At 53.8% G+C, this 23,079-nt stretch carries 19 protein-coding genes; 16 read left to right on the forward strand and 3 right to left on the reverse strand.

Going from position 1 to position 23,079, the window contains the following annotated elements:
* Positions 1-166: 166 nt before the first annotated feature.
* The 14 genes from hrpA (at position 167) to K7H09_RS18800 (ending at position 18,534) form a co-directional block, all read left to right on the forward strand.
* The gene (gene hrpA, locus K7H09_RS18735) at positions 167-4,201 is read left to right on the forward strand and encodes an ATP-dependent RNA helicase HrpA (RefSeq protein WP_230805495.1); all 4,035 of its coding nucleotides are present in this window, start codon (positions 167-169) and stop codon (positions 4,199-4,201) included.
* A gap of 127 nt (positions 4,202-4,328) precedes the next feature.
* Positions 4,329-5,450, forward strand: coding sequence for a beta-ketoacyl-ACP synthase III (locus K7H09_RS18740; protein WP_027958455.1), 1,122 nt, complete (start codon positions 4,329-4,331; stop codon positions 5,448-5,450).
* Positions 5,451-5,492: 42 nt separating this feature from the next.
* Positions 5,493-6,317, forward strand: a complete 825-nt coding sequence (locus tag K7H09_RS18745; RefSeq protein WP_035537982.1) for an MlaA family lipoprotein — start codon at positions 5,493-5,495, stop codon at positions 6,315-6,317.
* A gap of 8 nt (positions 6,318-6,325) precedes the next feature.
* Positions 6,326-7,519, forward strand: coding sequence for a PP2C family protein-serine/threonine phosphatase (locus K7H09_RS18750; RefSeq protein ID WP_027958456.1), 1,194 nt, complete (start codon positions 6,326-6,328; stop codon positions 7,517-7,519).
* On the forward strand, positions 7,509-8,027 hold the full coding sequence (locus K7H09_RS18755; protein WP_022522924.1) for an STAS domain-containing protein: 519 nt from the start codon (positions 7,509-7,511) through the stop codon (positions 8,025-8,027). The genes K7H09_RS18750 and K7H09_RS18755 overlap by 11 nt, the downstream gene beginning before the upstream one ends.
* Before the next feature lie 140 nt (positions 8,028-8,167).
* Positions 8,168-9,355, forward strand: a complete 1,188-nt coding sequence (locus K7H09_RS18760) for a multidrug effflux MFS transporter (RefSeq protein ID WP_009288019.1) — start codon at positions 8,168-8,170, stop codon at positions 9,353-9,355.
* Between the two features lie 59 nt (positions 9,356-9,414).
* Positions 9,415-10,146 carry a sulfite exporter TauE/SafE family protein gene (locus tag K7H09_RS18765; protein WP_052475727.1) on the forward strand — a complete coding sequence of 244 codons (732 nt, stop codon included), beginning with the start codon at positions 9,415-9,417 and terminating at the stop codon, positions 10,144-10,146.
* A gap of 130 nt (positions 10,147-10,276) precedes the next feature.
* Complete coding sequence (locus tag K7H09_RS18770) at positions 10,277-11,290, forward strand: PstS family phosphate ABC transporter substrate-binding protein (RefSeq protein WP_009288020.1); 1,014 nt, start codon at positions 10,277-10,279, stop codon at positions 11,288-11,290.
* Between the two features lie 95 nt (positions 11,291-11,385).
* Positions 11,386-12,636 (forward strand): phosphate ABC transporter permease subunit PstC, encoded by a 1,251-nt coding sequence (pstC, locus tag K7H09_RS18775; protein ID WP_009288021.1) that lies wholly within the window; start codon positions 11,386-11,388, stop codon positions 12,634-12,636.
* 18 nt (positions 12,637-12,654) lie between these two features.
* On the forward strand, positions 12,655-13,821 hold the full coding sequence (gene pstA / locus K7H09_RS18780) for a phosphate ABC transporter permease PstA (RefSeq protein WP_009288022.1): 1,167 nt from the start codon (positions 12,655-12,657) through the stop codon (positions 13,819-13,821).
* 26 nt (positions 13,822-13,847) lie between these two features.
* Positions 13,848-14,687, forward strand: a complete 840-nt coding sequence (gene pstB / locus K7H09_RS18785; protein WP_009288023.1) for a phosphate ABC transporter ATP-binding protein PstB — start codon at positions 13,848-13,850, stop codon at positions 14,685-14,687.
* A 159-nt stretch (positions 14,688-14,846) separates the two neighbouring features.
* On the forward strand, positions 14,847-15,893 hold the full coding sequence (locus tag K7H09_RS18790; RefSeq protein ID WP_041159215.1) for an ArsJ-associated glyceraldehyde-3-phosphate dehydrogenase: 1,047 nt from the start codon (positions 14,847-14,849) through the stop codon (positions 15,891-15,893).
* 52 nt (positions 15,894-15,945) lie between these two features.
* Complete coding sequence (gene arsJ, locus K7H09_RS18795) at positions 15,946-17,112, forward strand: organoarsenical effux MFS transporter ArsJ (RefSeq protein WP_230805501.1); 1,167 nt, start codon at positions 15,946-15,948, stop codon at positions 17,110-17,112.
* 270 nt (positions 17,113-17,382) lie between these two features.
* Positions 17,383-18,534 (forward strand): trans-sulfuration enzyme family protein, encoded by a 1,152-nt coding sequence (locus K7H09_RS18800; protein ID WP_009288026.1) that lies wholly within the window; start codon positions 17,383-17,385, stop codon positions 18,532-18,534.
* Positions 18,535-18,589: 55 nt separating this feature from the next.
* Here the strand turns inward: K7H09_RS18800 and K7H09_RS18805 are convergent, their stop codons facing one another.
* The 3 genes from K7H09_RS18805 to arsH form a co-directional block, all read right to left on the reverse strand.
* Complete coding sequence (locus K7H09_RS18805) at positions 18,590-18,883, reverse strand: CC/Se motif family (seleno)protein (RefSeq protein ID WP_022522929.1); 294 nt, start codon at positions 18,881-18,883, stop codon at positions 18,590-18,592.
* A gap of 75 nt (positions 18,884-18,958) precedes the next feature.
* Positions 18,959-20,038 (reverse strand): ACR3 family arsenite efflux transporter, encoded by a 1,080-nt coding sequence (gene arsB, locus K7H09_RS18810; RefSeq protein ID WP_041159217.1) that lies wholly within the window; start codon positions 20,036-20,038, stop codon positions 18,959-18,961.
* A 13-nt stretch (positions 20,039-20,051) separates the two neighbouring features.
* The gene (arsH, locus tag K7H09_RS18815; RefSeq protein WP_009288028.1) at positions 20,052-20,789 is read right to left on the reverse strand and encodes an arsenical resistance protein ArsH; all 738 of its coding nucleotides are present in this window, start codon (positions 20,787-20,789) and stop codon (positions 20,052-20,054) included.
* A gap of 151 nt (positions 20,790-20,940) precedes the next feature.
* Here arsH and K7H09_RS18820 point away from each other — a divergent pair, with 151 nt between their 5' ends.
* Positions 20,941-21,354: an arsenate reductase ArsC gene (locus tag K7H09_RS18820; protein ID WP_022522933.1), complete on the forward strand. Its 414-nt coding sequence runs from the start codon at positions 20,941-20,943 to the stop codon at positions 21,352-21,354.
* Positions 21,355-21,378: 24 nt separating this feature from the next.
* Complete coding sequence (locus K7H09_RS18825; RefSeq protein ID WP_141440905.1) at positions 21,379-23,079, forward strand: methyl-accepting chemotaxis protein; 1,701 nt, start codon at positions 21,379-21,381, stop codon at positions 23,077-23,079.

Here is a 23,079-nt window from a genome sequence, read left to right on the forward strand (position 1 = left end):
CGGATGGGTTCACAGCGCCCTTGTGGAAACCTGGGCTCGCCCGCTTCCTGCTTGCTTTGTGGTTAGGCGTCGCGGAGCTGAAAGCGTTACACTATACGACCCGCTCAATTGAGCGGGTTGATTTTTTATAACTCTTACTAATATCTCTTGTTAAATGCCCAAGCGAATGGAAGCCGACTCAATCGTGACCACCGACACATCCCCAGCCCCCACCGATAGTCAACGTCTTGCGTCGCTGAAACAGGCCGCGGGCGATGTGATGCTGCGCGATGCAGAGCGGCTGGAGCGCCGGCTGGCTGGTTTAAACCGTCGCCTACGTGATAGCAAACCGATTAGCCGTGGCTTGGACGAGGTGCAGCGCGAGCTTGGTCGTGCCCAGCAGCAGCTCAGTCAGCGCGAAAGCCAAAAGGTCGCCTTCAATTACCCGCCAGAATTGCCGGTGGTCGAACGCCGGGAGGATATTGTCAACGCCATCCGCGATCATCAGGTCGTGGTGGTGGCGGGGGAGACCGGCTCAGGCAAAACCACCCAGCTGCCTAAAATGTGTTTGGAACTGGGCCGAGGCCGCCGTGGCTTAATTGGTCACACTCAGCCACGCCGCCTAGCCGCCCGCAGTGTCGCCAGTCGCCTGGCGGAAGAGCTGGAAGTCTCTTTGGGTGAGCAGGTGGGCTATCAGGTGCGCTTCACCGACCAGAGCAGCCCGACGACCCTGGTCAAACTGATGACCGACGGGATTTTGCTGGCCGAGACTCAGCATGATCCGCTGCTGCTGCGTTACGACACCATCATTATTGATGAAGCCCACGAGCGCAGCCTGAATATCGACTTTCTACTCGGCTACCTCAAACGTTTGCTCCCCAAGCGGCCCGATCTAAAAGTCATCATTACCTCGGCGACTATCGACGTAGAGCGCTTTGCCAATCACTTCGGCACCGCCAAGGCGCCTGCACCGGTGGTGGAAGTCACCGGGCGTACCTACCCCGTTGAAGTGCACTACCGGCCGCTGGTACGCGACGAGGACGATGAAGAAGACCGCACGCTGCAAGAGGGTATTCTGCACGCGGTGGAAGAGATTGAAGCCGTTGAGCGCGAAAAAGGCTGGTTGCATGGCCCTCGCGATGTGCTGGTGTTTTTACCTGGTGAGCGCGAAATTCGTGAAACCGCCGATACCCTGCGCCGCGCCGAGCTGAAAGGCACTGAAATTCTGCCGCTCTACGCGAGGCTCTCCAACGAAGAGCAGAACCGCGTGTTTGCGCCGCACCGCGGTCGGCGCATTGTACTCGCCACCAACGTCGCGGAAACGTCGCTGACCGTACCCGGTATTCGCTACGTGATCGACCCCGGCCTCGTGCGTATCAGCCGCTATAGCTACCGTTCCAAGATCCAGCGACTGCCGGTAGAAGCGGTTAGCCAGGCCAGTGCCAACCAGCGTAAAGGGCGCTGTGGGCGGATTGCCGAAGGCGTGTGCATTCGCCTCTACAGCGAAGAGGATTTTCTATCCCGGCCCGGCTTTACTGACCCTGAAATCCAGCGCACCAACCTTGCCTCGGTGATTCTCTCGATGCTGGGGCTCAAGCTCGGCGATATCGAGGCCTTTCCGTTTGTTGATCCACCGGATAGCCGCTTTGTTAAAGACGGCTTTCGACTGCTGTTCGAGCTGGGGGCGGTGGACGACAAGCAGCGCCTTTCTCCGCTTGGGCGTAAGCTGGCGCGGCTGCCGATTGACCCGCGCTTGGCGCGAATGGTGTTGGCGGGTGCCGAATTCGGCAGCCTTCGCGATGTGCTGATCGTCGTCTCGGCGCTAGCCATCCAAGACCCCCGCGACCGACCGGCGGATAAGCGCCAAGCGGCCGACCAAGCTCACCTGCGCTGGCATGATCCGGATTCCGATTTTGTCGCCTTGCTGAACCTTTGGCACGGCATTGAGAATGCCCGTGAGGCGCTTTCAGGTAATCAACTGCGCCGCTGGTGCCGCGAGCACTACATCAACTACCTGCGCATGCGCGAATGGCACGACACCTTCCGCCAACTGCGCCAACTGCTGCGCGATATGGATATCGACGTGCCCGCGCCGCCGCCCCGTAATGAAGACGAGAGCGAAGAACAGGCGCGTCAAACGCGGCGTAAAACGTCGGGCAAGGTGCATCAGGCGCTACTCTCGGGGCTGCTCTCTAATCTGGGGACGTTGGTGGAGAACCGCGAGTATCTCGGCGCCCGCAATCGCAAGTTTATAATTCATCCAGGCTCAGGGTTGGCCAAGAAGTCGCCCAAGTGGATCATGGCGTTCGAGATGGTGGAAACCTCCAAGCTGTTTGCCCGCACCGTGGCCAAAATCGATCCCCAGTGGATTGAACCCCAGGCGCAGCACCTGGTTAAACGCAGCTACAGCGAACCGCATTGGGAAATGAAGCGCGCCCAGGTAGTGGCCTTTGAACAGGTCACGCTGTTTGGTCTGCCGATTGTGGCGCGGCGCAAGGTACATTACGGGCCAATCGCGCCCCAGGAGTCCCGGGAGCTGTTTATTCGCCGTGCGCTGGTGGAAGGGGAATTTCACACCAAAGGTGCCTTCTTTGCTCATAACCGCGCGTTGATCGACGAAGTCGAAGCGCTGGAAGATCGCGCTCGGCGGCGAGATATTCTGGTCGATGAAGACACGCTCTATGACTTTTACGACCAGCGGATCCCGGCGGAGATAGTCAACGGCAAGGGCTTTGAGCACTGGCGCAAGCAGGCCGAGCAGCAAGAGCCACAATTACTGCATTTCGATATTGATTCACTTAAAGCGCGCGACGCGGAGGACGTTACCCAGGCGCAGTATCCTGATCATTTGATTCTGGCGGGCGTCGCGTATCCGGTAAGCTACCACTTTGACCCCGAAGCCGAGGATGACGGTGTTACCCTGACCGTTCCCGCTGCAATGTTGCCCCAGGTGCCGGTGCATGCTCTGGAGTGGTTGGTACCTGGGCTGCTGCGTGAAAAGTGTATTGCGCTTCTGAAGTCACTGCCGAAAAGCATCCGCCGCCAGGTGGTGCCGATTCCTGATTGGGTGGATGCGGCGCTGGAAACCCTGGTGCCCGATCAGCGCCCGTTAACCGAGGCCTTGGGGGAGTTCATTCGCCGCCGTACATCGACGCGGGTGCATCCCGACGACTGGCGCCTCGACGTGCTCGAACCGCATCTGATCATGAATATTCGCGTGGTCGATCACGCGGGCGAAACCTTAGGGCAGGGGCGCGATCTGCGTGCTTTAGAGCAGCGCTTTGAAGCGGCAGCCAGCGCAGGCGCCCAGGCACTGGCTGAACAGGTTAGCCAAGAGCCCGCTGTGGCCGGGCTACCCAAGACGCCGCTGCCCGCTTCGCGCGTTACCACCCAGGCAGGTATTCGCGTAGAGGCGTATCCTGCCCTGGTCGCTGAAAGCAGGATTGCGAAAACCAGCGGTCTTGACGCCAGCGAGTTCAAGGTGGCGTTGTTTGATCACCCTGCAAAAGCTGACGCTGCCCACCAGGAGGGCATCGCTCGGCTGGCAATTGCCAAGCTACCTGAACAGGTTAAAGCGATTAAACAACTGCCGGGTGTTGAGAAGTGCGCGCTACTGTTCGCCAAAGTGGGTAGTAAACAAGCTTTGATCGACGATCTGCTGCTTGCGGTGTTTGCCCAGGTGATTGCTCAGCACCCCCTGCCGCGCTCGGAAGGCGAGTTTAGCCAGCGACTAAACGCTACTCAGGGTCAGCTTGTAGACGAAGCGAAAGCACTGCTGGTACGCGTAGAGGCCGCGCTAAAAGGGCATCTGGCGGTCAGTAAGGTGCTCAAAGGGAAGCTTAATTTTGCTCTGGCGCTGGTGTATAGCGATGTTAGCGCGCAGATGCAGCGTCTGGTCTATCCAGGCTTTATTCGCGATGCGGGCGCTTGGCTGGACGAATACCCGCGCTACACCGAGGCGGCGCTCATTCGGCTTGAAAAAGCCGCCCGTGAGCGCGGTCGCGATCAAATGATGATGCAAGATGTCCAGGCATTAGAGGCCCGCTTTGATGCCCGCCGCGAAAGCGAGCGACGCGGAAGGGTGGAAGATCCTGAATTGGTCGCTTTTGGCTGGTGGCTGCAGGAGCTTAGAGTATCGCTATTTGCACAGCAGTTGGGGACTAACATGGTGGTGTCGGTAAAACGATTGGAAAAACGCTGGCAAGAGATCACTAGCGTTTAGCTAGGGGTTGAAAAAAGTTGCTGGAAAAACCGCTATTTTACGCACACAGTAACGTGATGGGTTCGCCGTAAGTCGCACGCTACATTGATGGCCGGTCACGTCGGCAAGCCGCTTAGAGGAGATTGGCATGACACATGTGGTGATTACCGGTACAGGTCTCTATACACCGGAACACGCCATTGATAATGCGGCCCTGGTGGCGGCATTTAATGCTTGGGTAGACAGCGAGAATGAACAGCATGCCGGAGCCATTGCGCGCGGCGAGCGCGAACCGCTGGCACATTCAAGCAGCGAATTTATCGAAAAAGCCTCCGGTATTAAGAGCCGCTATGTGCTCGATGCAGCTGGGATCCTTGACCCACAGCGTATGCGGCCTAAACTTCCGCAGCGGGGCAATGACGAACCCTCTATTCAGTGCGAGATGGCGACCGCTGCCGCGCGGCAGGCGCTGGCCGCTGCCAAGGTAGAAGCTGCTGACATCGAGCTGGTGATCGTGGCCTGCTCAAACCTGGAGCGTGCCTACCCCGCTATGGCGGTCGAGGTGCAGCAGGCCTTGGGCACAAGTGGTTACGGGTTCGATATGAATGTGGCCTGTAGTTCAGCGACGTTTGCTTTGGAAACGGCTGCCAACGCCATAGCCTCCGGCAGTGTGAAGCGTGCCCTGGTGGTCAATCCGGAAATTTGCTCGGCGCACCTCAACTTTCGAGACCGTGACAGCCACTTCATTTTCGGCGATGCTTGTACCGCTGTGGTACTAGAAAATAGCGCTATTGCGGTGGCCGATGAGCAGTTTGAAATTCTTGGCACGCGTCTGGTTACCCAGTTTTCCAACGCGATCCGTAATAATGCAGGGTTCCTTAACCGCGTAACGGACAGTGACCCACTCGCCTTGGATAAGCTGTTTGTGCAGGAAGGGCGTCGGGTGTTTAGAGAAGTTTGCCCGATGGTGGCTAAATTGATCACCGATCATTTGGCCTCCTTAGAGTTGGCCGGTGGCGATCTGAAGCGCATGTGGCTACACCAGGCTAACCGGCATATGAACGATTTGATTGCCCGCAAAGTATTGGGCTATGACCCGAGTGAAACACAGGCGCCGATTATTTTGGATCGTTACGCCAACACCAGTTCAGCGGGTTCTATAATCGCCTTTCACCTCCATCGCGAGGCGCTTGTGGAGGGCGATATTGGCGTGATTTGCTCCTTTGGAGCAGGTTATAGCGCGGGCAGTGTGGTTATTCGTCGTTTGTAGATGTCTGTATAAGGTGCAAGGGAATTGAAAAAGGAAAATGTCATGTGGCAGTGGTTTAATAACGCGCAGCCTGCGCTTTCGCTGCGTAGCAAAGGGTTGCCACTACTACTGGTGACGTTACTCGCAACCGGAGGCTGTGCCAGTACGCAAATGGCGGAAAATACTGCTCCCGAAGACCCTTGGGAAGGCTTTAACCGCAAAGTGTTTGCGTTTAACGATGTGTTGGATCGCTACGCGCTCAAGCCGGTGGCAACAGGCTATCGTGCTATTACCCCCGACCCGGTAGAAACGGGCGTAGGTAATTTTTTCTCCAACTTAGGTGAAGTGCGTACTGCGCTTAACAGCGTGCTGCAGGGCAAACCGTCAAACGCGGGCCTCGCCACGTCACGTTTTTTAATTAACTCCACGGTAGGCATTGGCGGACTGTTAGATTATGCCACCCTAATGGAAATTACTGCGGATGAAGAAGATTTTGGCCAAACGTTAGCGGTGTGGGGGTGGGAAGATTCGCGTTATCTGGTGCTGCCTTTCTTTGGCCCCAGCACGCTGCGGGATACCACCGGTATGCCCGCGAACATGGCAACGAACCCCGTTAATTATGCAGAAGACGATATTGTTCGAGTAGGCCTTACCGCACTCAAAGCGATCGATATTCGAGCGGGTTTGCTTGACCAGGAAGAATTAATTCGTGGTGATCGCTACCGTTTTATTCGTGACGCTTACTTGCAGAACCGCCAATTTGAGGTGAGCGATGGAGAATTGGGTGATGACCCCTTTGCCAGCGAAACCTTCGACTTTGATGACAGCGATTTTGATGACAGCGGTCAGGATGATAGTGACTTTGGTGACAACGAAGTCACCGATTGAGGCTTATGATGGATCATTCTAAGCAGTTGATCGCGGTGATCGACGAACCTGGTCGTGAACGTGATGCGCTGGCTGAAGCGATTACCTGCGATGGCATGTGGGTGTTTGCCGCTGAGGATATCGCGCATTTGCCTGCTGACACGGCGCTCATTGTTGCCCATGCTCGGGCAGTTCCGCGGCAGCAATGGACACACCTAACGCGACGCCTACCGACACTGGTAGTCAGTGACTCGCGTCAGGACGCCGACTTGATCAAAGCGATTGATGTGGGGCTGGTGGACTATATTGTCCATCCGCTGCGACACGCCGAGCTGTTGCGACGAATGATCCGTAAGGCCATTAAGCTCAACGATTTGGCGCTGGAGCGCGAGCGTGACCATGCGCGGCTGGCGGAGTTAAACGAGAGCCTAGAGACCCATCTCGCGCTGCTGCGGATGGATCAGCAGAGTGGAGGGCATATCCAGCGGCGTTTGTTACCGCTGCGGCCCAAGGTGATTAACGGGGTGTATTACGACTACGTATTTGCTCCTTCGCTCTATTTGTCTGGTGATTTTCTCGATTACCAACGCTATAACGAGCGCTACAGTGCCTTCTATTTCGCCGATGTATCGGGGCATGGTGCCTCGTCGGCATTTGTTACCGTGCTGCTCAAATATTTATGCAACCGCTGGCTGAGTGAGTGGGATGGCCAGCATCCGGAAAATCTGCCGCCTGATTGGTTAAAGGCGATGAACCGCGAGCTGCAGGGCACCGATATTGGTAAACATGCCACCTTATTTGTCGGTGTTATTGACCACGAGGCGCATACTCTTCACTATTCGCTCGGCGCGCAGCTTCCCATGCCCCTGTTGGCAGCAGAAGGAGAGCTACGCCGTTTAGAAGGCGAGGGAATGCCGGTAGGCCTTTTCCCCGATGTGGAGTATCCTTCGCTGAGTTGTGCATTGCCGAATAAATTTCGTCTATGGCTCTGCTCAGATGGAGTATTGGAATGCTTGCCGGGTAAAACGCTCGACACGCGGCTCAAGGAGCTTGAGCAATTAGTAAGCGAGAGTGTAACGCTTGAGCAGTTGCGCGACCGGCTAGCAGAAACGAATGCACTCCTTGCCGAAGGGGATGCAGAGTTTGATGCCAACCAAGAGCGCGATGCTTTACCCGATGATCTAACAATCATGATGGTGAGCGGATTTGGTCATGCTGATTGAAGAGGGCCGCATTAAAGCGGCGTTCGATTCTGGTGTTTTTATTCTAAAACTGTGTGGTGATGTGCGTTTGACGCTCTGCGCCACGCTGGATACTCAAGCCCAGCGTCTTGCCGAGACGCCGGGGTTGCGTGCCGTATTGATTGACCTGCGTGAAGCCACCAATGTCGATTCGACGGCGCTTGGTTTTTTGGCCAAGGTCGCGATGGCGGTGAAAGGGCGCCTGGAGCAGCCGCCGACGATTATTGTCGATAATCCTGATGTACGGCAGATGTTGGACGTGATGGGCTTTGCGCGTTTCTTCACGCTGATGGAAGCGCCGCTACAACAGACGAGTACGCTCAACAATGAGCTTGAAGAGCTGCCCCAAGAGCCGGCAGACGAAGAGGGACTGCGCGATCGTATCCTGGAAGCCCACCGTATTTTAATGCATATGAACGAGCATAACCGTGAGCAGTTTCAGCCACTGGTTGACATGCTTGAGTCGCAAGACGCCACTACGCATCACTAAGCTCCCCTCTCCTTGATAAGCCCCTGGCCTCTCCCAAGGGCTATCTACCGATAGTCTCCAATCCCGACAAAGGCCTTAAAATCAGCTATGATTAGCGGCCTATCTATTCCAGTGCGTACATTATCGCCTTAAGGAGACCCATGGATCTTAATCCTCGCCGGGTAGCACTGTTGGTTGCCGCCAATACGGCGCTGGCACCCTTTGCTATCGACGCTTATTTGCCTGCCATGGGTATCATTGCTGAAAGCATTGGCGCCAGTATTCACCGTACTGAACTCTCCATCAGCGTATTCTTGTTCGGCTTTGCATTGGGCCAGCTATGCTTTGGGCCGCTTTCGGATCGGATGGGTAGAAAGCCTGTGCTGTTGGGCGGATTGGTGGTGTTTATGCTGGCAAGTCTTGCTATTACGATGGCGAACAGTTTGCCCACGCTGCTGGCTTGGCGGTTTATTCAAGCGCTGGGAGGCGGGGCCTGCGTGGTCAACTCGGCGGCGATTGTGCGCGACTGCTTTAGCGGGCGTGAGGCCGCCAAAGTGATGTCCACCATGGCAATGATTATGATGCTGGCGCCGCTGGTGGCGCCTGCAGTGGGCAGTTTGCTACTGCACGTGGCCGGCTGGTGGCTGATTTTTGTGTTCTTAGCCGTTTACGCAGGCTTTTTGCTCTGGCTGCTAGGAACGCGGTTACCTGAAACCCGCGATATGTCGCTGCCGGCAGCTTCACCACGGCAGGTAATACGCAACTACGCCAGCGTGCTTAAGCATCGTGAAGGCATGGGCTATATCTGTGCGGTAGCGGCTTCCTTTGCGGGCCTGTTTGCCTTTGTGACCGCTTCGCCGTTTCTTTATCTCGACTATTTTGGCCTCTCGCCCGGCACTTATCCGCTAGTGTTTGGGGTCAACGTGGTCGTTATTGCGCTCTCTAATCGGGTCAATATTCATCTGCTCCGCAAGCGCACTCCTCAGCAGAATTTGCGTTTAGGGTTGCTTATACAACTGGTGGCCGCGCTTGGGTTGGTAGCGGTGACCGCCCTGGACATCGCGTCGCTAGTGATCGTGGTGCCGTTGATTATGCTGTTTACCGGTATGATCGGGCTGATTACACCCAACGCGATCTCGTCGTTACTGGATCATTTTGGCCATATCAGCGCCACGGCAACGGCGCTACTGGGCGGGATCCAGTTTACCTGCGGCGCCCTCGCGGGAGTGATGGTAGGGCTGTTCGAGGTAGAGCATCTTTGGCCCATGGTACTCACCATGCTGGGCGCTGCGTTGCTAGGCAATATCGGTGTGCGCAAACTGACTAAAGCACCTGCTGCGGATGAATAGTTTTCAAATGGATAGGGCGTATGGATAGAGCATATGGATAGTTTGAATGGGTAAGTTGAATGGATAGCATGCTGGCTTGGGTCAATATGCCGATGAGCACTTGGTTAGCTTGCTCCGCCGTACTGTTAATGGGTGCTTTTGTGCAGCGCGCTACCGGCTTTGGTTTGGCCATTATTGGCGCACCGCTACTGTTGATGCTAGAGCCTCGTCTGGTGCCGGTCACTCTGGTACTGTTCGGATTTACCGTCTCCCTGATGATGGTGCGTCATTACTGGCACGAGGTGCGCCTGGATTCCATTGGCATGGCGCTAGTGGGGCGCCTTCCCGGCAATGCGCTGGGTATTTGGCTGCTACTCGCCGCCCCCATGTCTGTGTTAGAAAAGCTGATTGCGGTCATCGTCCTGTTTGCGGTACTCGTCACCTTGTGCCGCTTTCAGTTGCCGGTAAACCGAATAACGCTGTTTGGCGCTGGGGTGCTCTCTGGCATTTTTGGCACCGTTGCGGCTATTGGTGGCCCACCCATCGTGCTGCTGATGCACGGCTTACCCACTGATCGTGTGCGCGGCAATCTAGCCGCCTTTTTCATTTTGACCTCTCTATTGACCTTAATCACCCTTGCCTTGGCTGACCAGATTCAGCTTTGGCATTTCCAGGTCGCGCTTACCTTCCTACCTGCAGTATTAATAGGTAACGCCTTGGCAGATACCGTAGCCCACCGTTTAGACCGACGCATGCTGCAAGGTGCCTCGCTGGCGTTATGCACCCTCGCGGCGCTAGGACTTTTGTGGTGATGTAAGGTCGGGTTGCCTCTATGTAACGAAAAATTTTCTACGTTTTGCTCGCTGTCATGAAGTTGTCATGGAACCAGTGCAAGGTATGCCTTGCGAAGGCCAGATCCCTACATGAACAGGAGTATTTCGCATGAACCGTATTCTAAAAACCACCGTTATCGCGGCTGCTGTAATGAGCGTTGCCGGTGTTGCTCAAGCCCGTGATCAAATCCGAATCGTTGGTTCCAGTACCGTTTACCCGTTTGCCAGCTACGTAACGGAAGAGTTCGGTGCGACTACTGGTAACCCGACGCCTGTTATTGAATCGACTGGTTCGGGCGGCGGTTTGCGTCTGTTCTGTAATGGTGTTGGTGAAGGCACACCCGACATTACTAACGCTTCTCGTCGCATGAAAGTGTCTGAGTTTGAGCGTTGTGAAGAGAACGGCGTTACCGATATCACCGAGGCTAAAATCGGTTCTGACGGCATCGTATTGGGTCAATCAAGCGAAAACGATGACATTGCTTTAACCCGCGAACAGATCTTCATGGCGGTAGCTGCCATGGTGCCGGTTGATGGCGAGTTAGTTGAAAACCCCTACACCAACTGGAGCGAGATCGATTCTTCGCTGCCAGACCGTGAAATCTCCATTTATGGGCCGCCGACAACTTCGGGTACCCGCGATGCTTTTGAAGAGCTGGTAATGGAATCTGCGTCTGAGGGTATGGATGTTTACGGCGATGAAGGCTACACCGATATTCGTTCTGACGGTGTTTACATCGATGCCGGTGAAAACGACAACCTGATCGTTCAGCGCCTTTCAGAAGACACCGGTGCCTTTGGTATCTTCGGCTACTCTTTCCTTGAAGAGAATACTGACACGATCAGCGCTGCCAGTATTGATGGCGTCGATCCTGAGGCTGAGGCGATCAGCTCCGGTGACTATCCTATCGCGCGTTCACTGTGGTTCTACGTGAAGAACCAGCACGCTGAAGACGTCCCGCCGATGTACGATTACGTCGATATGTTTATGAGCGAAATGATGATTGGCGATGATGGCTACTTGCGTGATATCGGCTTGATCGTTCTGCCAGAAGAAGAGCGCGAAGAGTGGCGCCAGGCTGTTGCAGATCGCACTTCAATGACAGCAGACGTTCTTAAGTAAGTTGGTAGGTCAGATTAAAAGTGGTCGGCAGCGCAAGCTGCCGACCCGTTATTGTTGATAGGTTTCTTAACCGGTGACCACGTGAGAGAGATGCGATGCAGACCAACCAGCTTCTTCTGATTTTTTGCAGTGCATTATTGCTGCTGGGGCTGCTGGCTTTTTTTGCTGGCCGTTCAAAAGCCACTCGGTTACGTAGCGCGGGTACGGCGATGTTCGCCCAGCCTGACCAATACGCTTGGTTTACAGTACTCTCCACCGCCGGGCCAGCCGTGGTAGTGAGTGCCTTGGGCGCTTTCGTTTTGCTTCTAATGGGCGCCGACATTCCTACGCTTTATCTGCTGGCGGCGAGCTTAGTGATAGCAGCCATCGGGCTACTGGTGAGTCTTAATCAAGTAAAACCCGATTTTCATGCCCGTCAAGCCATTGAGCGGGTCATTCGCATGACCCTGGCTGGGGCAGCGTTAATCTCCATTTTGACGACCTTTGGTATTTTAATTTCGATTATTTCCGAGGCGCTGCGCTTTTTCCAAATGCACAGCTTCTGGGAGTTCATTACCGGCACCACTTGGAATCCAGGCGCGAGCTTTTTAGCATCCGCGGGTCGCGGTGATGGTAGCGGCGCTGAGTTTGGCTCGGTACCGCTGTTTGCTGGCACCTTTATGATTACCGCCATCGCTATGCTGGTGGCGGTGCCTATCGGTTTGCTTTCAGCGATTTATATGTCTGAATTTGCACCGCGCAAAGTGCGTACCGTCGCCAAGCCGGTGTTAGAAGTATTGGCAGGTATTCCTACCGTCGTTTATGGCTTTTTTGCCGCCATCACCGTGGCGCCGATCATTGTCAATATTGCCGGTTTTCTGGGGCTCGATGCGTCTTATAACAATGCGCTGGCACCCGGCATTGTGATGGGTATTATGATCATTCCGTTTATCTCATCGCTATCTGATGATGTGATCAATTCGGTGCCCGATAGCATGCGCCAGGGGTCGCTGGCACTCGGTATGACCAAAGGGGAAACGATTCGTGATGTGGTAGTGCCCGCTGCCATGCCGGGGATTATCTCAGCGTCGCTCTTGGGTATGTCTCGTGCCATGGGTGAAACCATGATCGTGGTTATGGCGGCGGGTATGCGGCCTAATTTAACCGCTAATCCGCTGGAAGATATGACCACGGTGACTGTGCGTATCGTGGCGGCGCTCACCGGCGACCAAGAGTTTGAAAGTGCCGAAACATTATCAGCTTTTGCCCTTGGACTCGTGCTCTTCGTGATCACACTCGCACTCAACTTGGTGTCAGTATTGATGATCCGTCGTTTCCGTGAAAAATACCGCGTGAATAACCTGTAACGCCGAGGAACTGTTTCGATGAGCCACTCTTTTGACGAAATCAGCCAGCAGCTTAAGCGGCGTCACCGAAAGTCTACCCGCCTTAAATGGATAACCATGGGATCGTTAGGTCTCGCGGGCCTTTTTCTGGTGCTGTTTTTTGCCGATATGCTGAGTAAAGGTCTACCCGCTTTCCAGCAGGCCTATATACAAACCGAGATTAGCTACACACAAGAAGCCGAAACCGATGGGCGGCGGGCGTTTGATGAAGAGCTGTTGCCGTTAATTAGCCGTACGGCGGTGCGTACAATTCCATTAGAGTTGCGCAACAATCCTGACATGATCGGCACCAGTAAAGCGGAGTGGGTATTAGCGAATAGTGATGTCGATCAATACTTGAAGGGACACCGGCATCGCTTGAGTGACGAGGAGCAGGAAGCCCTTGATGCCCGAGTCGAATCTGGACAGGTGGATCTACGCTTTAATACCACTTTCTTTGGCTCGGGTGATTCAAAAATTGCCGAGAACGCGGGCATTTTATCGGCAGTGGTCGGCACCATTATGACCATGATCGTCACCCTGGCGATATCTTTCCCGATCGGCGTGATGACAGCTATTTATCTTGAAGAGTTTGCGCCGGATAACCGCTTAACCCAGATTATTGAAATTAACATCAATAACCTAGCGGCGATCCCGTCGATTCTATTTGGTCTGCTGGGTCTTGCGATCTTTATTAACTTTTTCGGGGTGCCGCGGTCGTCTCCATTAGTGGGCGGTATGACGCTGGCATTGATGACGCTGCCAGTGATCATTATTTCGACACGTACCGCACTGCGTAGCGTGCCTGAATCCATCCGTCACGCAGGCTTTGGGGTGGGCTGTTCACGCTGGCAGGTAGTGCGGGATCACGTTCTACCCTTAGCAATGCCGGGTATTATGACAGGTTCTATTATCGGCCTGGCGCAAGCGATGGGTGAAACGGCGCCGCTGATTATTGTAGGGATGGTGGCCTTTATCCCCGATGTGGGCGTTTCCTTTACCAACGCGGCAACAGTGATGCCTGCGCAAATATTCACCTGGGCTGGTGAACCTGAGCAGGCGTTTGTGGAAAAAACTGCTGGCGGTATTTTGGTGCTACTCACCATACTCATCTCACTCAACGCTTTTGCCGTTGTGATGCGTAAGAAATTTGAGCGTCGCTGGTAGGCCAGTGCGTTATAGAGGACATTTCTATGAATAGCCATGCAACTGTAATGAACGGCCAGCAGACACCTGCGGTTGGGCAACCCTATACACGAAATGAAGCTGCGTGCCACGACCTGAGTTTCCGGGTTCGCGATTTGAATCTGTGGTATGGCAAAAACCAAGCGCTGAAGAATCTAAATATTGATCTTTTTCAGAAAAATGTGACGGCGCTGATTGGCCCTTCGGGGTGTGGTAAGTCGACGTTCTTACGCTGCTTGAATCGTATGAACGACCTGATTCCTAGCGTACGCACCGAAGGCCTGGTCGAGATGGACGGGTTGGACGTTAACGCACCTAAAATGGATGAAGTGGCGCTCCGTCGCCGGGTGGGCATGGTTTTCCAAAAGCCTAATCCGTTTCCTAAGTCGATCTTTGAAAATATCGCTTACGCACCACGCATGCACGACTTGGTCAGCCGTAAAGCCGAGCAGGAAGAATTGGTTGAAAAAGCGCTGCGTGACGCTGGGTTGTGGAACGAGGTGAAAGACAAGCTGCATGAGCCAGGCACCTCTCTGTCCGGTGGTCAGCAACAGCGGTTGTGTATTGCCCGCGCTATTGCTGTTCAGCCTGATGTGATTTTGATGGATGAGCCAACCTCAGCGCTTGATCCTATTTCCACCGCCACCATCGAAGACCTGATGGACAAGCTGAAAGAGAAATTCACCATCATTACCGTGACGCATAATATGCAGCAGGCGGCGCGGGTGGCGGACTACACGGCGTTCTTCCACCTGGGGGAAATCATTGAGTACAACGACACCAAAGTGATGTTCTCAACCCCGGCACAGAAGAAGACCGAGGACTATATCTCTGGTCGTTATGGTTAATTAATGCTTGCTAATTAATACTTACTACGCAGGCCTACTACACGGTGGTGGGCCTGTTTGTTAGTAGGCGTTTTTTTAAGTGTTTATATATGTTTTAACGTATATAGCCGTTATGCTTTCTCTTAATAGATTGTGTAACCGTTAGCTTAGGAGGCACTCATGGCACTACGTATTGGCATTAACGGCTTTGGGCGGATTGGGCGTTTGGCATTGCGCAGTTTGTGGGGGCAGGTAGACGCTGGCGCGGTAGCAATAACACGCATTAACGACCCGGGCGGCGATGCGGCAACCTTTGCCCACCTGCTGGAGTTTGATTCAGTTCACGGGCGCTGGACACCAGGGAAGGGTATCTTGGCAACCGATGACGCTATCGTTCTCGATGGAAAAACTGTCGTCTTTAGCGCTAATAAAGCAATTGCCGATAGCGATTGGTCGAACTGCGATATCGTGATCGAGTGCTCGGGCGTAATGAAAACCACCGATAAACTGCAGGCGTACATTGATCAAGGCGTCGGTCGTGTGGTGGTGAGTGCGCCTATGAAAGAGGCGAACGTGCTTAATGTGGTGGTGGGGGTGAACGACCACCTTTACGATCCTGCTCAACATAAGATCGTTACCGCTGCCAGTTGCACCACCAACTGCCTGGCACCGGTAGTCAAAGTCATTCAGGAAACCTTTGGTATCCGCCATGGCTCGATGACCACGGTGCACGACATCACCAACACTCAAACCATTTTAGATGCCCCGCATAAAGACCTGCGCCGCGCCCGGGCTTGCGGCATGAGCTTAATCCCCACCACCACCGGCTCGGCCAAAGCCATCACTGCTATTTTCCCCGAACTGGAAGGCAAGCTAAACGGTCACGCGATTCGTGTGCCGCTGGCTAACGCTTCGCTTACCGATATGGTGTTCGAGCTTGAGCGCGAAGTGACCGTCGAAGAGATCAATCAGGCGCTAAAAGCAGCGGCTGATGGCGAGCTTGCCGGTATTTTGGGCTATGAAGAGCGCCCGCTAGTGTCGATTGATTACCGCACCGACCCGCGCAGCTCGATCATTGATGCGCTCTCCACCATGGTGATCAATGGCACCCAGCTAAAACTCTATGCCTGGTACGACAACGAGTGGGGCTACGCCAACCGCACGGCCGAGTTGGCCCTGATGGTAGGTAGTGGGCAGGTAGTCGGTGAGCAGGTGGGCCGTGGCTGATTTATCGTTGTTAAAGCGGGTAAAGGCGCTACCTTTCGAGGTGCGCCAATATATGCTGATTACCGGCAACTACTGGGCGTTCACGGTAACCGACGGCGCGCTGCGTATGCTGGTGGTCATGCACTTCCATCAACTGGGTTACTCGCCGTTAGAAATCGCCATGCTGTTTCTGTTTTACGAAGCTTTTGGTGTGGTGACTAACCTGGTAGGTGGCTGGTTGGGCGCGCGGTTGGGTCTCAACCGCACCATGAATGTGGGGCTTGGGCTGCAAATTATTGCGCTTGCTATGCTGATGGTGCCCGCTAGCCTGCTGACAGTTGCTTGGGTGATGGCTGCTCAGGCGCTGTCGGGGATCGCTAAAGACCTCAACAAAATGAGCGCTAAAAGCGCCGTTAAAGTGCTGGTGCCAAAAGAGAGTGCTAACGCCAATAGTTCACTCTACCGGTGGGTGGCGATGCTGACCGGCTCTAAAAACGCGTTAAAGGGGCTAGGCTTTTTTGTTGGCGGGTTGCTGCTAACGTTGATTGGCTTCCAGGCCGCAGTGTTGGTGATGGCGGTAATGCTTGGCGGCGTGTTACTGCTTTCACTGTTGAGGCTTAAGGCGGATTTAGGCCGCCAAAAAGTAAAGCCCAAGTTCTCCGAAATCTTCTCAAAATCACGTGCGATTAACGTGCTCTCCGCGGCGCGCTTTTGCCTGTTTTCGGCACGGGATGTGTGGTTTGTGGTAGCGCTGCCGGTGTTTTTATACGATCAGCACGGCTGGACACACTGGACAGTGGGTGGGCTGTTAGCGGTATGGGTGATCGGTTATGGCGGGGTGCAAACCCAAGCACCTAAATTAACCCGGCTGATCAAAGGCGATGCGCGGGCACTTACCGCCGGCTGGGCGGCGGCATTGGGCGTGCTGGCGATTTTGTTGGCGATGCTGCCCTTGGCGCAGGTAGGCTGGTTAGTCGTCGGTTTGCTCGCCTTTGGCGTATTGTTTGCGATTAACTCCAGCTGGCACAGTTACTTGATTGTGCATTATGCCCGCGCTGACGGCGTCTCCATGGATGTTGGTTTCTATTATATGGCCAATGCCATGGGGCGTTTAGTGGGCACGCTACTGTCGGGCTGGCTATATATGGCATATGGGCTGAGCGCCTGCCTGTGGGTATCCGCCGCCTTAGTGGCTGCCAGCGCATTGATGGCGCTGGCGTTGCCTAAGCAAGTCGCATGATCCGCGCTTCGCCCAGACTGGGTTTAACGCTCACTTTAGGCAGTGCACAAACTCTTGCCTGGGCCTCCAGCTATTACTTGACCGCTATCCTTGTGGTGCCCATGGCCCGCGAGCGGGATTTGAGCTTCTGTGTATTCGTGTGCTTCGACTATAAGGGCGAGGCGTCTATATAAAGGCGACGTAGTTTCCACTGTCCGATCTGTATGAATTGGATTGGTTTATGGTATATGTGATATATCTTGCATTGAGCTTACTTAAGCGAGAGTTTATATGACAGACCATCCTTTTTCGTCTCAATCACTCCTTGCTCAGGGCGGTAGTCACCTTGAGCACGAATATGGAGTAATCATCCCGCCAGTATATACATCAACGACTTACCTTCGAGACAGCGATAATCAATATCGCAGCGGTCGAGTGTATTCCAGAGCTGACAACCCAACGTACCGACCTGCAGAAATACTCTTGGCAGAGCTGGAAAATGCGGTTGATGCCCGTTTATTCGCCTCGGGTATGGCAGCGGCAACAACTGTTTTTCAGGCGTTAAAGCCCGGCGATTCAGTCATCGCTCCTAAAGTGATGTACTGGGCGTTGCGTAAATGGCTGCAGACCTTTGGTGTCGATAGCGGGCTGAATGTTCGTTTTGTGGACACTACAAATCTGGACGAATTACGCCTTGCCATTGATGAAAAAGCACCCACACTTATTTGGCTTGAAACGCCTGGCAATCCGCTCTGGACCGTTACCGATATTGCTGCAGTAGCTGATTTAGCAAAAGACTGCAGAGCCCTGCTTGCTGTTGACTCTACTGTTGCTACACCATTGCTAACAAAACCGTTGAACCTTGGTGCTGATATCGTGATGCATTCAGCCACCAAATACCTCAACGGCCACTCTGATGTTATTTCCGGAGTATTGGCTGCACGGGAAGATAACGCCTTCTGGCAGCGTCTGGTTGCCATTCGCGCCCAATCTGGTGCAGTTCCTGGCCCAACTGATGCAGCTCAATTACTACGTGGAATGCGAACCTTGTTTTTACGGGTGCGGGAAAGCTGTCAAAGTGCGTTATATATTGCTGGACAGCTGGAGCAGCATCCGCATGTAATTGAGGTGTTATACCCCGGTTTAAAAAGTTTTTCCGGCCACGACGTGGCTCAAAAGCAAATGAGCAGTGGTTTCGGCGGTATGTTGTCTATTCGTTTAGCCGGTGGAGAAAAAGCCGCTATTGCAGTTGCCGCTAAAACGCAGCTCTGGTGTCGGGCTACTTCGTTAGGCGGTGTAGAAAGTTTGATTGAGCACCGTGCCAGTATTGAAGGTTCTGACTCGCCAGTTCCGCTGGATTTGCTGCGCTTGTCGGTCGGGATTGAAAAGGCCGACGATCTGCTGGCCGATTTGCAGCAATCCATTGATAGCGCTCACGCGTAAATGCTCATGTACGTAAAGCCGCGCGTACCATTAACCCTTGTTACCGTCTTCTTAGCTAAGGCTGTAACAAGGGTGAACCCTCCATATACAGGTGGCGAAGCTTCCACCATCCCTCAACGTTTAAGCTTAACCCTTGCCCTATAAGCGCCGGGTCAATGAACAGCGTTATATTTTGGTAGCGATGGCATTGGTAAAGCGAAGAGTCTGCGGGTGGGTTTGCCTCGGCAATGGCGACCTTGGCAAGCCCACCGCAGCAGCCATGTCTTGGGGAAAGGCGTACGGTAAGGATGCCGCCTCGCTGCTTGATAAAGTCTAGTGCTTTGCTATCTATATCAATCACATTACCCATGGCCTATCCAATCGTTATTGAGCCCAATGCTTGGGATGGCTACAGGCATGATGACCTGGTGACCTAGCTCAAAATTTAATGATTAACAGTAGCCGGAAAATGATGGCGGGTCTTGTTTGCAATTCTTACCAGCGCGAGCATCAGCGGTACTTCGACCAATACGCCGACAACAGTGGCTAGCGCAGCGCCCGACTGTAAGCCAAACAGTGCGATAGCCGCTGCCACCGCCAGTTCAAAGAAGTTGCTGGCGCCGATCATCGCCCCCGGGGCGGCAATATTGTGCGGCAACTTCCAGGCCTTAGCCCAGCCATAGGCAATAAAGAAGATCAAAAAGGTCTGAATAATCAGCGGGATCGCGATCAGCACGATATGCAGCGGATTATTCAGAATGACCTCGCCCTGGAAGGCAAACAGCAGCACTAGGGTAATGATCAAACCAATCGGCGTGATCGGGCCAACGCGCTTCATAAAGACATTGTCGTACCATTCGGCGCCGCGTTTTTTAATCAAGCTCTGCCGGGTGATATAGCCCGCCGCCAGGGGAATCACTATATATAGGATCACTGATAGTGCGACGGTGTCCCAGGGCACCTGAATATTGGAAATGCCCAGTAGGAAGACCACGATAGGAGCAAACGCGAACAGCATAATTAGATCATTAAGCGCCACTTGCACCAGAGTGTAGGCGGCATCGCCGCGGGTCAGGTAGCTCCACACAAACACCATGGCGGTACACGGCGCGGCGCCCAGCAGAATTGCACCGGCTAAATACTGGCTGGCTAGCTCGGCGGGAATAAACGGTCGAAAGATCACCATCAGGAATAGCCAGGAGATGGCGAACATAGTGAAAGGTTTGATCAACCAGTTCACTGATGTAGTGATGATCAGACCTTTTGGCTGCCGACGCACGCCCAGCAGCGAGGTGAAGTCAATTTGCGCCATCATGGGGAAAATCATTGCCCAGATAAGTATCGCCACTGGAATCGACACTTGCGCCACTTCAAAGCGTGACAGTGTTTCCGGTACTGCTGGGATAAATTGCCCAATTAAGATGCCTACCACAATGGCGAGTGCTACCCATAGCGTGAGGTAGCGCTCAAAAATTCCCATGCCTTCGGCGGTAGAGGGTGAGGCGTTGTCTTGCAGTGCTGGCATGTGAAGCTCCTGATTAGATGGCGCGTTGATTAACCCGCTTTGAGACTTCTTCGGCGCTCTCTTTGCGCTCCGAATAACGATCCGTCAGCACGTCACTGCGATCACGCACTAGTAGAGTGAATTTCACCAGCTCTTCCATGACATCCACGATACGGTCATAAAACGGTGAAGGCTTCATCCGGTCTTTATCATCAAACTCCATAAAGGCTTTGGGTATCGAGGACTGATTGGGAATCGTCAGCATACGCATCCAACGCCCCAAGATGCGTAGCTGATTGACCGTATTGAAGGACTGCGAACCGCCGCAGACCTGCATTACCGCCAAGGTTTTGCCCTGAGTAGGGCGGACGCCACCCAGGGCAAGGGGGATCCAATCTATTTGCGCCTTCATAATGCCGGTCATTGCGCCGTGACGTTCGGGGGAGCACCACACCATCCCTTCTGCCCATTGGGCCAATTGGCGTAGCTCATCGACTTTGGGGTGGCTGGCATCTTCTGCATCCGGTAACGGCAGCCCCCTGGGGTCAAAGATTCTTGTTTCTGCGCCCATGGCATTGAGTAAATGTGCGGCTTCCTCAACCGCTAACCGGCTGAAAGAGCGCTCACGCAGAGAGCCGTATAGCAGCAATATTTTAGGTGCGTGTTCAGTGCTATGTGGAATCCTCAGCCGTTCGCTGCTGGGCGGTTCAAAGAATTCAGCGTCTATATTAGGCAGATCATTCAGGTCGGAAAAATCAGTCAGTGAGATCATCGCGGTTTACTCGGATTGGGTCTTAATAGCTTGATGATTCCATCATATATGTTTTTTCGTATATTTCTAGGGCAACTGTGTGCCTGCAATATTGCCGTCATGAACCCGGCGTAGAGTGACAGCCACTAACTACATAAGAGGCTGTTTATTTATGACGAAGCGCCGCGTGTTGTTCCTCTGCAATGCTAACTCTGCACGGTCTCTGATGGGGGAGGCGTTGCTTCGCCATTTGGCAGATGATCGTTTTGAAGCGTTTAGTGCCGGTTCTGAACCGGATGAGCCCCATGCATTGACACTTGAAGCGTTGCGTAAACACGGGCTCCCCACCGAGGGCCTGCGCAGTAAGTCGTTGGATGAGTTTGAAAGCGAGACCTTCGATTTTGTCATTGTGCTGTGCGACAAATCCCAGCAAGCCTGCCGCGATTGGCAAGGGGAGGCGGGCGAAGTTCTATCCTGGGATATTCGTGACCCTCGCTTGATCGGCAAGTCAGATGCTTATGAGCAGGCATTATTAGAGATTCGTCGGCGCCTACAGCTCTGGCTGCCTCTCCACACATCTGATTAACCTTACTGAAAGGGGCGGGTCGAGATGAAATGGATTAATAACTTAAGCGTCAAGGCAAGTTGGACGCTTGTATTAGTGGCCTTTAGCGGCCTGGTCGTCGTCATTGGCGCACTGGGTTTGTTCGCCAACCATTTTGGTCGTGAGGCATTTACGTCGCTTCATGAACGGGACATGGCACAAATTAGTCAGCTCAATAGCGCCTATACCCAGCTGTTGCGTGCGCGTATTCAGATGAACCGTGCAGCGGAGTTAATTCGTACCCCTTCGTTTGATCGACCTGACCCTCTGATAGAAGAAGCCCAGCGGTTGCTTGATGAGGCGTCCGAGAACTTCACTCAATTTACAGCGAGTGATTTTGATCAGGATCAGCAGTCGTTTGTCGAACAGTTAGCTTCGAACTTTCAATCATTTGTTAACAATAATCTCAATCTTCAGATGATGATGCTTGAAGAGCGCGACATATCAGGCTTTTTCTCGGGTGAGTCGCGAGTGGATGATAGTAGCGAGCACTTTGTGGCAAGCGCTGAGGCTTTTATTGGCGCTTCCACTCAGCGGGGTAACACCTTGCTTATGCGCTTTGAGCAGGTTTCATCGCTACTTTTTTGGGGAGTGATTACAGCGCTTGGCGCTGCGCTGTTGGTAGTGACGGTAGTGGTATGGGGCGTGCGTAAAAATGTGCTTCGCCCATTGAAGAAAATCACTGGGCACTTCCAGCGCATTGCTAACGGTGACCTGTCGGCGCCAGTAACGGCGCACTCAAGTAACGAAATTGGTCAGCTATTTAGTGAGCTGGATAAGATGCAGCACTCCCTGACGGCCACGGTTAATCGTCTTAATACGAGCAGCCAGCAGGTATATAGCAATAGTCAGGAGATGACTGAGCAGAACCAGCTTTTGGCGAGCCAAACCGACACTCAAGTGTCAGCTTTGCAGCAAATGGCAGCGAGCTTGGAACAGCTAACCGCCACGGTGAATCAGAATGCTGAAAGTGCGGCGCATGTTAACCAGTCAACGGCAGATGTGTCTCAAAAAGCGCAGCAGGGTGATGAGGTGATTACCCAGTTTATCGCCACCATGGAGGCGATAAATAGTCACTCCGAAGAGATTCAAAGCATTATTCGCATGATTGAAAGCATTGCTTTCCAAACCAATATTTTAGCGCTCAATGCATCGGTTGAAGCCGCGCGTGCCGGTGAGCACGGGCGTGGGTTTGCGGTGGTCGCCAATGAGGTGCGTGCACTGGCAACGCGCAGTGCCAGTTCCGCCAGTGATATTCGCTCACGCATTGAAGCGTCGAGTGCGAGCGTCCAGCAAGGCAGCATATTGTCTCAGCAGGCTGGTGAACATACACGGGCGATCATGCAAGCAGCGAGGAATGTGGACACGCTGATGACGCAAATCACCCATGCCTCTGAAGAGCAGCGGCGAGGCATTGAGGAGGTCAACCACGCGGTTGCTCAGATCGATACCACTACCCAAGACACCATGCGCTTAGTCAATCAGGCGGCCCAGAGCGCGGAGGTGCTGTCCCAAGAAGCTTTGCAGATGCGTGAATATGCCGGTCAATTTAGTGTGTTGGAGAGTGCCATTGAACCAGGCTTGTCTGGTATTGATAAAAATCAAACTGACTATCCCGAATGGGAGCAGCTCAGTCATCAAGAGGGCGCCTTACCGGATGACCATGAGCAAGCCCGTCGTCAGGCGGGATTATTGGCTTCGGCTTAG

Source organism: Halomonas sp. IOP_14 (assembly GCF_021021315.1).
In the GTDB taxonomy this organism is placed as follows: Bacteria; Pseudomonadota; Gammaproteobacteria; order Pseudomonadales; family Halomonadaceae; genus Vreelandella; species Vreelandella titanicae.